Annotated in this window: 10 protein-coding genes; all 10 read left to right on the top strand. The window is 63.5% G+C overall.

What is annotated here, in order from left to right:
* Window positions 1-52 precede the first annotated feature (52 nt).
* The 10 genes from glgA to ACKJSM_RS20725 all read left to right on the top strand — a co-directional run bounded on the left by glgA (window position 53) and on the right by ACKJSM_RS20725 (window position 13,946).
* Complete coding sequence (gene glgA, locus ACKJSM_RS20770; protein ID WP_410238688.1) at window positions 53-1,639, top strand: glycogen synthase GlgA; 1,587 nt, start codon at window positions 53-55, stop codon at window positions 1,637-1,639.
* An 18-nt stretch (window positions 1,640-1,657) separates the two neighbouring features.
* Window positions 1,658-3,460 carry a malto-oligosyltrehalose trehalohydrolase gene (gene treZ, locus ACKJSM_RS20765; protein ID WP_410238687.1) on the top strand — a complete coding sequence of 601 codons (1,803 nt, stop codon included), beginning with the start codon at window positions 1,658-1,660 and terminating at the stop codon, window positions 3,458-3,460.
* Window positions 3,457-5,535 (top strand): 4-alpha-glucanotransferase, encoded by a 2,079-nt coding sequence (gene malQ, locus ACKJSM_RS20760; RefSeq protein ID WP_236178460.1) that lies wholly within the window; start codon window positions 3,457-3,459, stop codon window positions 5,533-5,535. The genes treZ and malQ overlap by 4 nt, the downstream gene beginning before the upstream one ends.
* A complete protein-coding gene (locus tag ACKJSM_RS20755; RefSeq protein ID WP_236178459.1) occupies window positions 5,532-8,309 on the top strand; it encodes a malto-oligosyltrehalose synthase in 2,778 nt (925 codons plus the stop codon). Before malQ ends, ACKJSM_RS20755 begins: the two co-directional genes overlap by 4 nt.
* Before the next feature lie 29 nt (window positions 8,310-8,338).
* A complete protein-coding gene (locus ACKJSM_RS20750; RefSeq protein ID WP_236178458.1) occupies window positions 8,339-8,671 on the top strand; it encodes a DUF2934 domain-containing protein in 333 nt (110 codons plus the stop codon).
* Window positions 8,672-8,779: 108 nt separating this feature from the next.
* Window positions 8,780-10,939 (top strand): glycogen debranching protein GlgX, encoded by a 2,160-nt coding sequence (glgX, locus tag ACKJSM_RS20745; RefSeq protein WP_410238686.1) that lies wholly within the window; start codon window positions 8,780-8,782, stop codon window positions 10,937-10,939.
* A gap of 1 nt (window position 10,940) precedes the next feature.
* Window positions 10,941-11,939: an acyl-CoA dehydrogenase family protein gene (locus tag ACKJSM_RS20740; protein ID WP_410238685.1), complete on the top strand. Its 999-nt coding sequence runs from the start codon at window positions 10,941-10,943 to the stop codon at window positions 11,937-11,939.
* Window positions 11,936-12,694: a PIG-L deacetylase family protein gene (locus ACKJSM_RS20735; RefSeq protein ID WP_410238684.1), complete on the top strand. Its 759-nt coding sequence runs from the start codon at window positions 11,936-11,938 to the stop codon at window positions 12,692-12,694. The genes ACKJSM_RS20740 and ACKJSM_RS20735 overlap by 4 nt, the downstream gene beginning before the upstream one ends.
* Window positions 12,691-13,290, top strand: coding sequence for a class I SAM-dependent DNA methyltransferase (locus ACKJSM_RS20730; protein WP_236178454.1), 600 nt, complete (start codon window positions 12,691-12,693; stop codon window positions 13,288-13,290). Before ACKJSM_RS20735 ends, ACKJSM_RS20730 begins: the two co-directional genes overlap by 4 nt.
* Window positions 13,287-13,946 (top strand): glycosyltransferase, encoded by a 660-nt coding sequence (locus ACKJSM_RS20725; protein WP_410238683.1) that lies wholly within the window; start codon window positions 13,287-13,289, stop codon window positions 13,944-13,946. The genes ACKJSM_RS20730 and ACKJSM_RS20725 overlap by 4 nt, the downstream gene beginning before the upstream one ends.
* Window positions 13,947-14,042 lie beyond the last annotated feature (96 nt).

The raw sequence follows: 14,042 nt of genomic DNA, 5'->3' as shown, positions 1-14,042 counted from the left end.
TGGACATCGCTTGTTCAAGACAAGAATCAGATCAAAAAGACGGGAGATTCATATGATCAGTGCGGCATTGGAAATTCAGGGAGAACGGGCTCATCAGCCGATGGGTGAATCGAGCACCGTCAGCGTTCCCGGCAGCCGATCGATCAGCGTTCCCGGCACCAAGACGCTGACGCCAGTGGCCAGTCAGAACCCCAACAAGAAGAAAGTGCTGTTCGTGACCTCGGAAATCGCCGATCTGGTGAAGACCGGTGGTCTGGGAGACGTTTCGGCCGCCCTGCCCCGCGCCATGGCGCATCTGCACGACGTCCGGGTATTGATCCCCGGTTATCCGCAAGTCATGAACAGCGAAAATCCGATCCACATCATCGGCGAACTGGGTGGCCACGCCGCGCTGCCGCCCTGCAAGATCGGGCGCATGGACATGCCCGATGGTCTGGTCATTTATGTGTTGATCTGCCCTGAGCTCTACGCCCGTGAAGGTGGCCCCTATGGCGCCAACAACGGCCGCGACTGGCCGGACAACCACATCCGCTTCGCCCGTCTGGGGCTGGCTGCCGCCGATATCGCCGCCAACCTGGCGCAAATCCACTGGTGCCCGGATCTGGTGCACGCCCACGATTGGCCGGCCGGGCTGGCACCTGCCTATATGCACTGGCGCGGTCAGCGTACGCCGACCCTGTTCACCATTCACAACCTGGCCTACCAAGGCGTGACCAGCCTCGGCTCATGCCCGGAACTCGGGATTCCCGCCCATGCCCTGCAACAGGAAGGCATGGAGTTCTACGGCAAGATGTCGTTCCTCAAGGCCGGCATGGCCTATTCGAGCCACATCACCACGGTCAGCGCCACCTACGCGCAGGAAATCACCACCCCGGATTTCGGCTGCGGTCTCGACGGCTTTCTCGCCGCCAAGACCCAGCAAGGCTTGCTCAGCGGCATCCCCAACGGCATCGATGAAAGCTGGGACGCCGCTACCGATCCGCATCTGTTCGCGCCTTTCGCCATCGGCGACTGGGAAGGCAAAGCCATCAATGCCGCCCACGTTCGCGAACTGTTCGGCCTGAACGACTCCGAAGGACCTCTGTTTGCGGTCGTCTCGCGCCTTGTTTATCAAAAAGGCCTGGACCTGACCGAAGCGGTGTCGGAATACATCGTCCAGAACGGTGGCCAGATCGCGATCATCGGTCGCGGCGAACCGGAAGAAGAACAAGCCATGCGCGAACTGGCGCTGCGCTTCCCCGGCCAGATCGGCGTGCGCATCGGCTTCAACGAAACCGACGCCCGGCGCATGTTCGCCGGCAGCGATTTCCTGCTGATGCCGTCGCGCTATGAACCCTGCGGTCTGAGCCAGATGTACGCCCAGCGTTTCGGTTCGCTACCGGTAGCGCGCAACACCGGCGGGCTGGCCGACACCATTGAAAACGGCGTCACCGGTTTCCTCTTCAACGAGTCCACCGCCGACAGCTACCGCGAAGCCCTGAGCCGAGCGTTCAAGGTATTTGCCTTTCCCGAACTGCTCAACGCCATGCGTTGCCGGGCGATGGCCGCGCCGTTCAACTGGTGCAAGGCGGTCGAACCCTACGCCGAACTCTACGAACAATTGGTGGCCAAGTCGCTGGGTAAAACGCACCACAAATAACCAGGGAGGTTTTCAACGATGCCGTCACGGACACCTGAAAGCTGGCCCCACGGCGCGATCCTGCTGGATGCCGACCACACGCAATTCGCGCTGTGGGCGCCGGACGCTTTTTACGTCAGCGTCGAGCTGGACAACGGCCAGTCGCTGCCCATGCTGCCACAGGGCGATGGCTGGTTTGTCATCAAGACCCGCTGCCCTGCCGGCAGTCGCTACCGTTTCAACATCGATGGCGAACTGGAGGTGCCCGACCCGGCCTCCAGGGCGCAGGACGGTGATCTTGACCGCTACAGCGTGGTGGTCGATCCGCACCTCTATTGCTGGCGCAACACCACGTGGCAAGGCCGGCCATGGAATCAAGCCGTCATCTATGAACTGCATGTGGGCGCCCTCGGCGGCTTTGCCGAGGTCGAACAGCATCTGGCACGTCTGGCCGGGCTGGGCATCACCGCCATCGAACTGATGCCGATCGCGCAATTCCCCGGCGAACGCAACTGGGGCTACGACGGCGTGCTGCACTACGCGCCACAAGCCAGTTATGGCACACCTGAACAACTCAAACATTTGATCGACAGCGCCCACGGTTATGGCCTGGCGGTGATCCTCGACGTGGTCTACAACCACTTCGGCCCCGACGGCAATTACCTGCATCGCTACGCCAAAGGCTTTTTTCGCGAAGACAAGCACACCCCATGGGGCGCGGCCATCGATTTTCGCCGTCGGGAAGTGCGGGACTTCTTCGTCGAAAACGCATTGATGTGGCTACTGGAATACCGTTTTGACGGCTTGCGCCTGGATGCAGTGCATGCCATTGAAAGCCCCGACTTCCTGCCGGAACTGGCGCAGCGTATTCGTCAGCAGCTCGACCCGTCCCGTCATGTATGGCTGACCATCGAGAACGAACTCAACCAGTCAAGCCTGCTCGAGGAAAACTACGACGCGCAGTGGAACGACGACGGCCACAACGCCCTGCACGTGTTGCTGACCGGCGAAACGGATGCCTATTACGCGGACTATGCGCTGCAACCTACCGAGCAACTGGCCCGCTGCCTGAGCCAGGGTTTCGTGTTTCAGGGTCATATCACCCGCCACGGCGCCCCCCGTGGCGAGCCGAGTGAGCACCTGCCGTCCACCGCGTTCGTGCTGTTCCTGCAGAATCATGACCAGATCGGCAATCGCGCCTTTGGCGAGCGCTTGCATCAACTGGCCGATCCGCGCGCGGTAGAGGCCGCGACAGCACTGCTGTTGCTGTCACCGATGATTCCATTGATGTTCATGGGCGACGAATACGCCGCCGAACAACCGTTCCTGTTTTTCACCAGCCACCATGACGAACTGGCGAAGCGGGTGCGCGAAGGTCGGCGCAACGAGTTTGCGGCGTTCAGTGCATTCACCGATCCCCACAAACGCGAGCAGATTCCCGACCCGAACGCTGCGCAAACCTTCCACGCCTCACAACCGCGCCTGATGGGGAACGGCACGCCTCGGCAACGGGAGACACTGGCCCTGTATCGCCAGCTCCTGCAATTGCGCCATCAATACATCATTCCAAACCTGTCTGGCACTCAAGCCCTTGGCGCACAGGTACTGGGCCACGGCGCCGTCAGTGCGCGCTGGCGACTGGGCGATGGCAGCGAGCTGCGAATCGACCTGAACCTCAGCGATACGCCAGTGGTCAACCTTCCACAGGCCGAATCGGTGTGGCTGTTTCGTCAGCCATCGACTGCCGGCCTGTCGGATGAGGGGCACCTGCCCCCGTATTGCGCGCTCGTCAGCCTCACGGCCGCAACCCCTTTGCCACCCCTGGATGGAGAGCGCCTATGAGCGATGCGCAACTGGAAATTCTTGCCAGCCGAGCCGGCCTCGCCGTCGACTGGATTGACGCCAACGGGCGAGCGCAAAAAGTCGCCCCGGCCGTACTGCGCAATGTGCTGATCGGTCTTGGCCACCCGGCCGCAACGACCCAGGAAATCGACGCCAGCCTGCTCGAACTGCAACAAGTTCAGGAAAATCGTCACTTGCCTCCGCTGCTCACCGCCGACGTTGGCAGGGGCGTGGATCTGGCCCGCTATTTCGAACCCGAGACCCCTTGCGAGATTCACCTTGAGGATGGCTCGCGTATGAGCCTTCAGCTGGATGCCGAGGCTGTGTTGCCCGGCGAGATTCCGGTCGGCTACCAGCAAGTGCACATCGCCGGCCAGCAATTCACCCTGGCCGTGGCACCGGAGCGCTGCTTCAGCGTGGGTGACGCGGTGGACAGCCCGATCCCCCGCGCGTGGGGCCTGAGCGTGCAGCTTTACGGCCTGCGCCGCGCCGGCGACGGCGGTTTCGGCGACACCCAGGCCCTGGAAGAACTGGCGCGGGTGGCCGGCGAACGCGGCGCCGATGCCCTGGCAATCAGCCCGCTGCACGCGATGTTCAGCGCCGACACCGGGCGTTACAGCCCTTACTCACCGTCCAGTCGGCTGTTTCTCAATCCGCTGTACGCCGCACCGGGGGCGATCCTTGGTGATCGTGCGCTGCGTGATGCGATTGACGCCGCCGGGCTGACCGATCAGTTCAAGCAACTGGAAGACCTGAAGTTGATCGACTGGCCCAAGGCTGCCGAGGCCAAGCTGAAACTGCTGCAAGCCTTGTATGACGGATTCATCAGCGGTGACCACCCGCTGCATGCCGACTTTTCCAGTTTCCGCGATGCCGGGGGCGAAGCGCTGGAGAATCACTGTCGCTTTGAAGCCATCCAGGAAATGCGCGCGGCCCGAGGCGAAAGCCTCGACTGGCGTGAATGGCCGGAGCACTGGCACGATCCACGCGGCGCCGCCCTCGGCGCGTTTGCCGAGGAATACGCCGAACGCATCCGTTACTTCGCGTTCTGCCAATGGTTGATCCACCGCTGCCTGGAACGTGCCCAGAGCGCCGCCCGCAGCGCCGGCATGGGTATCGGCCTGATCGCCGACCTGGCCGTGGGTGCCGATGGCGCCGGCAGTCAGGCCTGGAGTTTTCAGGACGAACTGCTCGCCTCGCTGACCGTCGGCGCGCCACCGGACATTCTCAACCGCTCCGGACAGGGCTGGGGCATCTCCGCGTTTTCCCCGGAAGGTCTGGTGCGTAACGGCTTTCGCGCGTTCATCGACATGTTGCGCGCCAACTTCGCCCACGCCGGCGGTCTGCGCATCGACCATGTCATGGGCCTGCAACGGTTATGGGTCATCCCCAACGGTTGCGCTCCGGCAGACGGTGCATACCTGTATTACCCGGTGGACGACTTGTTAAGGCTGCTGACCCTCGAATCCCATCGTCATCAAGCCATCGTGCTCGGTGAAGACCTCGGCACTGTGCCCGATGGCCTGCGGGAAAAACTGATCGCACGGGCCATGCTCGGCATGCGCGTGCTGTTGTTCGAGCAGGACAACACCTGTTTCAAGCCGATCCTCGACTGGCCGGACAACGCTCTGGCCACCACCAGCACCCACGATCTGCCGACCCTCAACGGCTGGTGGCACGGCCGCGACATCGACTGGAATGCCCGGCTCGGGCTGATCGATGCCAACGGCGAAATCGACTGGCGCCGGTACCGCGAACGCGAGCGTGAAGGCCTGCGCAGTGCCTTGAGCCAGGACCCGCAGAACTTTCGCGAGGAATCCCACGAGGCCGATCAGGTAGTCGACGCCGCTGTCCGCTTCCTCGGCCACACCCGTGCGCCGCTGGTGCTGCTGCCGCTGGAAGATGCGCTGGGTCTCGACGAACAGGCGAACCTGCCCGGCACCATCGACACCCACCCGAACTGGTCGCGCCGCCTGCCGGCCACCAGCGAGGCGCTGCTTGACGGTGTCGATGCCGCAAGGCGCCTGGAACTGTTGGCGTGCGCCCGTCTTCAGGCCGCCGAGCGTGACCGATGAGTGCATTGCCTATCCAGACCCTGCGGGCCACGGTTCGCCTGCAATTTCACCGAGGTTTCACCCTTGATCAGGCGGTGCCGCTGGTGCCGTACTTCGCCCGTCTCGGCATCAGCCACATTTATGCCTCGCCGCTGCTGGCCGCTCGCGCCGGTTCAATGCATGGCTACGATGTGGTCGATCCGACCCGGGTCAATCCGGAACTCGGCGGCGAGCCAGCCTTGCGTCGCCTGGTCGCCAGCCTGCGCGAGCACGGTATGGGGTTGATCCTCGACATCGTTTCCAATCACATGGCGGTCGGTGGCGGCGACAACCCGTGGTGGCTCGACCTGCTGGAATGGGGCCGGCTGAGCCCCTACGGCGAGTTCTTCGACATTCAATGGCACTCGCCCGACCCATTGATGGAAGGCCAGTTGCTGCTGCCGTTTCTCGGCAGTGACTACGGCGTCGCATTGCAGGACGCGACCTTGCCGCTGGTGTTCAACGCCGAGAGCGGCACCTTTCACGTCGAGCATTACGAGCATCACTTCCCGATCTGCCCCGGCGATTACGGCGAACTGCTCAAGTCCGATGACACCCCGAACGAAGCGCTGAAGGCCCTCGCCGACCGGTTCAGTGCGCTCAGCTATCAGACCGACGCGCGTTCGCTGGCCCTCCCGCTCAAGGAACAACTCCAGCGACTGGCCAGCGACCCGCACGTCCTGCGGGCCATTGAACGCAACCTGACGCACTACGATTCGAAGACCGAAGAAGGCTTTCAGCGCCTGCACCAATTGCTCGAACGGCAAAGCTATCGCCTGGCGAGCTGGCGCACGGCGGCAGATGACATCAACTGGCGGCGCTTCTTCGACATCAACGAACTCGGAGGTTTGCGGGTCGAGCGCCCGGCAGTGTTCGAGGCCACCCACGGCAAGATTTTCCAATTGATCGGCGAGGGCTTGATCGACGGGCTGCGCATCGACCACATCGACGGCCTCGCCGACCCGCGTGGTTACTGCCGCAAACTGCGCCGGCGGCTTGACCACCTGGCACCGGGCCGGCACTTGCCGATCTACGTCGAGAAAATTCTCGGTGACGGCGAAACCCTGCCCACCGACTGGGCCGTGGACGGCAGCACCGGTTACGAATTCATGAACCAGCTGTCGCTGCTGCAGCACGACCCGGACGGTGAACATGTGCTCGGCGACTTGTGGCAACGCCGTACCGAGCGACCCGCCGCGTTCATCGAAGAAGCGCAACTGGCGCGCCAGCAGATCCTCAACGGCTCGCTGGCCAGCGACTGCGAAAGCGTCGCCCAGGCCCTGCTGCAAGTGGCCCGCGATGACCTGATGACCCGCGACCTCACGCTCGGCTCGATCCGCCGGGCGCTGCAGGCGCTGATCGTGCACTTCCCGGTCTATCGCACCTACATCACTGCGATGGGGCGCTCGGCACGGGACGAGGTGTTTTTCCAGCAGGCCATGCACGGTGCGCGGCAAACGCTGAACGAAAGCGACTGGCCCGTGCTCGACTGCGTAGCCGGTTGGCTCGGCGGTCAGCCGTGGCGGCGCAAACCCCGAGGCCGCTCGCGCAAAATCCTGCGCCATGCCTGCGTGCGCTTTCAGCAGCTCACTTCACCGGCCGCCGCCAAAGCGGTGGAAGACACTGCGCTGTATCGCTCGGCGGTGCTGCTGTCGCGCAATGACGTCGGTTACAACACCGAGCAGTTCAGCGCGCCGGTCAGCGACTTTCACGCGGTGAACCTGCAACGACTGGAAAGTTTTCCCGACAACCTGCTGGCCACCGCCACCCACGACCACAAACGTGGCGAAGACACCCGCGCGCGCTTGGCCGTGCTCAGCGAACGCAGCCACTGGTACGCCGAACAGATCGAGTTGTGGCGTGCCCTCGCCCGGCCGCTGCGCGATGACGATCAGGTGCCGTCATCGGCGGACGAACTGATCCTCTATCAGGCACTGCTCGGCAGTTGGCCGCTGGACTTGCATGACGACGATCAGGCCGGTTTCGCCGATTACGCCAAACGTGTCTGGCAGTGGCAGCAGAAAGCCCTGCGCGAAGCCAAGTTGCAAAGCAGCTGGAGTGCGCCGAACGAGGCATACGAAAACGCGGCTCAAGCGTTCACCGAACAATTGCTGCTGGCTCCTGAAGGTGAACTGCTGCGCGGAGCACTGGCCAAGACCGTCAACAGCATCGCAGCGGCCGGCGCCCTCAACGGTCTGGCGCAAACCTTGCTGCGCATGACCGTGCCGGGAGTGCCGGATTTGTATCAGGGCAACGAGTTCTGGGACTTCAGCATGGTGGACCCGGACAACCGCCGGCCAGTGGACTACGCCGCCAGGCAGCAGGCGCTGGAGGCACATGGGTCGGTTCAGGAACTGTTGGTGAACTGGCGCGACGGGCGCATCAAGCAAGCATTGATCGCCCAGGTGTTGCGCCTGCGCGCCGACTACGCCCAATTGTTTCGCCAGGGTTCGTACCAGGCCCTCGAGGTGCTGGGCAGCCAGGCGCACAACGTGCTCGCGTTTGCCCGCGAGCTAGGGGAGCAACGGGTCATCGTGATCGTGCCGATCCGTTGCGCAACATTGCTGGAAAACAGTGCTGTGCCGAGGGTTGACGCGCTGCGCTGGGGCGATACACGGGTGGTTTTACCGTTCGACGCCTCTGACGAAAATCTGAAGGGACTTTTTTCGAGCACCGCAGTCACAAAAAACAGGGAGCTGCAGGTCAGCGCCGCGCTGGGGGATTTCCCGGTCAATCTGCTTATCCAACACGTCTAGCAGCATGAGTTCAGTTCAGGAGCATTGCGATGAGTACCGACGATAAACGCATCCGCGAATTCGCCTATCAGATCTGGGAATCCGAAGGAAAACCCGAGGGCCAGGACGCCCGCCACTGGGAGATGGCGCGCAAACTGGCCGAGGCCGAGGCATTGGCGCCGAAGAAATCGCCAAAGGCCACCGGCAGTAAAACCGCCGGCAAGACCGCTGCCAGCAAAGCCGTCGATGACAAGGCAACCGCTGCCAAACCCAAGGCCACGACGGCCAAGGCCAAGCCTGCCGGCGCCGCCAAAGTGATCCCCCCGGGCGAAAAAGCCGCCGAGAAAAAGCCCCGCGCGCCGCGCAAGCCGCCTGCGGTCTGACGCGTCCAAAACCATTGAGTTGAATAACCGTGTGGCGGGTTCGCTCGCCACCGAGGGCTTATTCGTCCTCGAAAAATGCCCACCCCCGATTTTTTTGCAGGAGCACCTATGACCCGTCCAAAGAAAGCCGAGCCCGCCGCGCACGCTGAACCCTCGCGCATCCGTGAAGGCCTGCCCTTCCCGCTCGGTGCGACCTGGGATGGTCTGGGGGTGAACTTCGCGCTGTTCTCCGCCAACGCCACCCGGGTCGAACTGTGCATTTTCGACGATGCCGGCGAAGTGGAACTCGAACGCATCGAGCTGCCGGAATACACCGACGAGATCTACCATGGCTACCTGCCCGATGCACATCCGGGCCTGATCTATGGCTACCGGGTCTACGGTCCGTACGACCCGGCCAACGGCCATCGCTTCAATCACAACAAGCTGCTGATCGACCCGTACGCCAAGCAGCTGGTTGGCGAACTGAAATGGTCCGAAGCCCTGTTCGGCTACACCATCGGCCACCCGGACGCCGACCTCAGCTTCGACGAGCGCGACAGTGCGCCCTTCGTACCCAAGTGCAAGGTCATCGACCCGGCGCACACCTGGGGCCACGACCATCGCGTCAGCGTGCCGTGGGACAAGACCATCATTTACGAGACCCACGTGCGCGGCATCAGCATGCGCCACCCTTCGGTGCCGGAAAATGTGCGCGGCACCTTTGCCGGGCTGATGGTCGACGACGTGCTTGAGCACATCCGCAAGCTGGGCGTGTCGAGTGTCGAGCTGTTGCCGATCCACGCTTTCGTCAACGACCAGCACCTGCTGCACAAGGGCATGACCAATTACTGGGGCTACAACAGCATCGCGTTCTTCGCCCCGGACCCGCGCTATCTGGCCAGCGGCAAGATTGCCGAATTCAAGGAGATGGTCGCGCACCTGCACGACGCCAATCTCGAAGTGATTCTCGACGTGGTCTACAACCACACCGCCGAGGGCAACGAGCAAGGCCCGACCCTGTCGATGCGCGGGATCGACAACGCCTCGTACTATCGCCTGATGCCGGACGACAAGCGCTTCTACATCAACGATTCCGGCACCGGCAACACGCTGGACCTGAGTCATCCGTGCGTGCTGCAGATGGTCACCGACTCGCTGCGCTACTGGGCCAGTGAAATGCACGTCGACGGCTTCCGCTTCGACCTGGCGACCATCCTTGGTCGTTATCACGACGGTTTCGACGAACGCCACAGCTTCCTTGTGGCCTGCCGCCAGGATCCGGTGCTGCGACAGGTGAAAATGATCGCCGAGCCCTGGGACTGTGGCCCCGGCGGCTATCAGGTGGGCAAGTTCCCGCCGGGCTGGGTCGAGTGGAACGACAAGTTCCGTGACACCGTACGCGCCTTCTGGAAAGGCGACGACGGCCAGCTCGCCGACTTCGCCAGCCGCATGACCGCCTCCGGGGAAATGTTCAACCAGCGCGGTCGCCGGCCTTATTCGTCGGTCAACTTCGTCACTGCTCACGACGGTTTCACCCTCAACGATCTGGTGTCCTACAACGACAAGCACAACGAGGCCAACGACGAAAACAATCAGGACGGCAGCAACAACAACCTGTCCTGGAACCATGGCGTTGAAGGCCCGACCGACGATCCGGAAATCAACGCACTGCGCCACCGGCAGATGCGCAATTTCTTCGCCACCCTGCTGCTGTCCCAAGGCACGCCGATGCTGGTGGCCGGTGACGAATTCGCCCGCACCCAGGACGGCAACAACAATGCCTATTGCCAGGACAGCGAGATCGGCTGGGTCAACTGGGACCTGAGCGAGGACGGCAAGGCACTGCTGAAATTCGTCAAACGCCTGATCAAGTTGCGCCTGGCCTACCCGATCCTGCGACGCGGGCGTTTCCTGGTCGGTGAATACAACGAGGACATCGGCGTCAAGGACGTGACCTGGCTTGCGCCGGACGCCACGGAAATGACCACCGAGCACTGGCATGACGCGCAGAACCGTTGCATGGGCATGTTGCTCGACGGTCGTGCCCAGGAAACCGGGATCCGCCGCAAGGGGGCTGACGCCACGTTGCTGCTGGTGGTCAACGCCCATCACGACATCGTCAACTTCACCTTGCCGGAAGTGCCTGAAGGCAGTTTCTGGACGTGCATGATCGATACCAACCAGCCCTCGATCCGTGGCCAGGAGCGATTCGAGTTCGGTCATGAGTACTCGGTCACCGGACGCTCGCTGTTGCTGTTTGAACTGCAACGCGAGGAAGAGGACTGACATGGACTTGTCCGCCTATCTCTCACGGCACACGCCGGATTACCGCGACACTGCCGCCCTCGGCCTGTGTCTGCGGCAGCTGGTCGAGGCCGGCCTCGACCGCCTGCCGTTGCCCGGTAGCGGTCGTACGCTGGAGCGCTGGCAAAGGCTGGCCGAGGTCGGCGGGCATGATCTGGGGCTGTGCAAACTCTACGAAGGTCATACCGATGCGTTGGCGATCATCGAACAACTCGGTGGCTCGCCGACGCCCGCCAGCACGTGGGGCATGTGGGCCGCCGAACCGCCGCAGGCGCGGGTCCGGGTCAGCCGTTCGGGGCAAATGGTGCAGTTGAATGGACGCAAGGCCTGGTGCTCCGGGGCGACAGTGCTCAGTCATGCCCTGCTGACGGCGTGGGATGAGGACGATCGTCAGCAACTGGTGGCCGTGGCCCTCGATCAACCGGGCGTGACCGTCACCGATCAAGGCTGGCAAGCGGTCGGCATGGCCGCCACCGGCAGCGTCGAGGTGCTGTTCGATGAGGTCGAGGCCCAGGCGATCGGCGATCCTGGCGACTACCTGCAGCGTCCGGGTTTCTGGCACGGCGGGATCGGGATCGCCGCGTGCTGGTACGGCGCCGCGAGGGAGATCGGCGAACGCCTGCGCCAACACTGTGCGCGCCGTGAAGAGCCGCATGCATTGGCCAGTCTCGGCGCCGTCGACGGTGCGTTGCACGCTGCCGCGCAGGTGCTGCGCGTCAGTGCCCTGGACATCGACAGCGATCCCGGAGCCAACGCCGAGTTGTTGGCCCGGCGGGTTCGCGGCGTGGTCGAAGATGCCGCCGAACAGGTCATCCGCGAGACGGGTCGGGCACTTGGCGCCGGACCGTTCTGCAAGGACCCGCACTTTGCCCGCCTGGCGGCCGACCTGCCGGTGTATCTGCGCCAGAGCCATGCCGAACGGGATCTGGCGGCACTGGGCCAACTGATTGCGCAGCAACCGTGCGCGAGTTGGGCCCTATGAAGCGCAATCCGATCGTCGGCGAGGGAACCTCCCTGCACGAGTGGCAGGGCTCACGGCATTTGGCGGCGGTGGAGAGCATCGACATTCTCGATCTGGTGCCGCCGGGCTCCCGGGCCGTGGTGATCGCGCCGCATCCGGACGATGAAGTGCTCGGTTGCGGCGGGCTGTTGCAACAGCTCGCTGCGGCGGGACGCACCCTGCAATTGATTTCGGTCACCGATGGCAGCGCCAGTCATCCGGGCTCGGAGCGCTGGCCGGTAGAGCGGCTGAGCGTGGTACGCCCGCAGGAGTCCGCTGAAGCCCTGCGTCGTCTCGGCCTGCCCATGCACCAGGTGCAATGGCTGCGCGGCGGTTTCCCCGACACCCGGGTCGCCGCACGCGAGTCGATGCTGTGTGACTACTTGACCGGTTACCTGCACGCCGACGACGTGATCTTCACCACTTGGCGCGAGGACGGCCACAGCGACCACGAAGCCGTCGGCCGCGCCAGCGTCGAAGCGGCGCGGCGCGTGGGTGCGATTTGCCACGAACTGCCGGTCTGGACCTGGCACTGGGCGACCCCGGAAGACGTCATCGTGCCCTGGGAGCGGGCACGCAAGATTCTGCTCAGTCCGGCGCAGGTCGCGCGAAAGCGTCACGCGGTACACGCTTTCGCCAGTCAGTTGGAAGGCGATCCTGATGCCGGCCTGGCTCCGGTGCTCGCGCCCTATGTCATCGACCGACTGCTGCAACCGTTCGAGGTGGTCTTTCTATGAGTGTCGAGGATCGCTACTTCGAAGGCCTGTTCGCCGGCAATAGCGACCCCTGGGGTTTCCGCCAGCGCTGGTACGAGCAGCGCAAACGCCTGGTGACTTTGGCGGCCCTGCCCCGCCCGCATTACCGGGCCATCTTCGAGCCGGGGTGCGCCAACGGTGAACTGAGCGCGGCGCTGGCCGAACGCTGTGATCGGCTGTTGTGCTGCGATACAAGCGAGGCCGCGGTCAATCTGGCGCGCACTCGCCTGAGCCTGTTCGACCACGCCGAGGTGCATCACGGTCGCCTGCCGGGCGACTGGCCCGCCGAAAAGTTCGATCTGATCGTCTTCAGCGAAATCGGCTACTACCTTGATCGACAAGATCTGACAGAGATCATCCGTCGCATCAGCGATTCGCTGACAGCGGACGGGCAATTGCTGGCCTGCCACTGGCGACCGCCCATCGAAGGTTGCCCGCTCAATGCGCGCCAGGTTCACGACCTGATTCACGAACAGTTGCACCTGCCACGGCTGGTCTTGCACCAGGAAGCGGATTTCCTGCTGGAAGTCTGGAGCCGCGAACCGCGTTCAGTGGCCGCGCTGGAGGGGTTGCGATGATTGGCATCCTGATCCCTGCACACAACGAAGAAGCGTGGCTCGATGACTGCCTGCATGCCGCCCTGCGCGCCGCCGGGCATCCCATGCTGGCAGGGGAACCGGTGGAGATCCTGGTGGTGCTCGACAGTTGCCACGACCGTTCGGCGCACATCGTCAGCCAGTATCCGGTGCAGGCGCTGAGCATCGAAGCGCGCAATGTCGGCCAGGCCCGGGCCATCGGTGCGCAACAACTGCTTGATCGGGGTGCCCGCTGGATTTCCTGCTCGGATGCCGACAGCCGCGTCGCCGAGGACTGGCTGGTTGAGCAACTGCGGCTGGGCGCCGATGCCGTGTGCGGCACGGTGACGGTCGAGCGTTGGCATGACTCATTCGATGAAGCCGCGCAGATTCGCTATCACGGTCATTACCAGGCCTGTGAAGGTCACCGGCACATTCATGGCGCCAATCTGGGCGTCAGCGCGCAAGCTTACGTGCGCGCCGGAGGGTTCGAGCCGTTGACCTGCGACGAAGATGTGCAGCTGGTGCGCCAACTGGAGCTTTGCGGGGCCAGCATCGCCTGGAGCCATCGTCCACAGGTCATTACCAGTGCCCGGCTGGACAGTCGCGCAAGCGGCGGTTTTGGCGACTATCTGCGACAGCTGGCACAGACTGAATAAAAAAAAACGGATCAGATTGATCTGTGACGCGACGAACCGCCCGTCTTGAGCAATACTCTGCTGCGCAGCAATCCAGGGTTCGGAGCGCAGCAGGGC

It is taken from the genome of Pseudomonas sp. PHC1 (assembly GCF_046487845.1).
GTDB classification, from domain to species: domain Bacteria; phylum Pseudomonadota; class Gammaproteobacteria; order Pseudomonadales; family Pseudomonadaceae; genus Aquipseudomonas; species Aquipseudomonas sputi.
This window is presented reverse-complemented; position numbering and strand designations above follow the sequence as displayed.

Coding starts and splice junctions, on each gene's coding strand:
- ACKJSM_RS20740 (WP_410238685.1), top strand. CDS start 10,941: ATGGACTTGTCCGCCTATCTCTCACGGCACACGCCGGATTACCGCGAC.
- malQ (WP_236178460.1), top strand. CDS start 3,457: ATGAGCGATGCGCAACTGGAAATTCTTGCCAGCCGAGCCGGCCTCGCC.
- ACKJSM_RS20755 (WP_236178459.1), top strand. CDS start 5,532: ATGAGTGCATTGCCTATCCAGACCCTGCGGGCCACGGTTCGCCTGCAA.
- ACKJSM_RS20750 (WP_236178458.1), top strand. CDS start 8,339: ATGAGTACCGACGATAAACGCATCCGCGAATTCGCCTATCAGATCTGG.
- glgA (WP_410238688.1), top strand. CDS start 53: ATGATCAGTGCGGCATTGGAAATTCAGGGAGAACGGGCTCATCAGCCG.
- ACKJSM_RS20725 (WP_410238683.1), top strand. CDS start 13,287: ATGATTGGCATCCTGATCCCTGCACACAACGAAGAAGCGTGGCTCGAT.
- treZ (WP_410238687.1), top strand. CDS start 1,658: ATGCCGTCACGGACACCTGAAAGCTGGCCCCACGGCGCGATCCTGCTG.
- ACKJSM_RS20730 (WP_236178454.1), top strand. CDS start 12,691: ATGAGTGTCGAGGATCGCTACTTCGAAGGCCTGTTCGCCGGCAATAGC.
- glgX (WP_410238686.1), top strand. CDS start 8,780: ATGACCCGTCCAAAGAAAGCCGAGCCCGCCGCGCACGCTGAACCCTCG.
- ACKJSM_RS20735 (WP_410238684.1), top strand. CDS start 11,936: ATGAAGCGCAATCCGATCGTCGGCGAGGGAACCTCCCTGCACGAGTGG.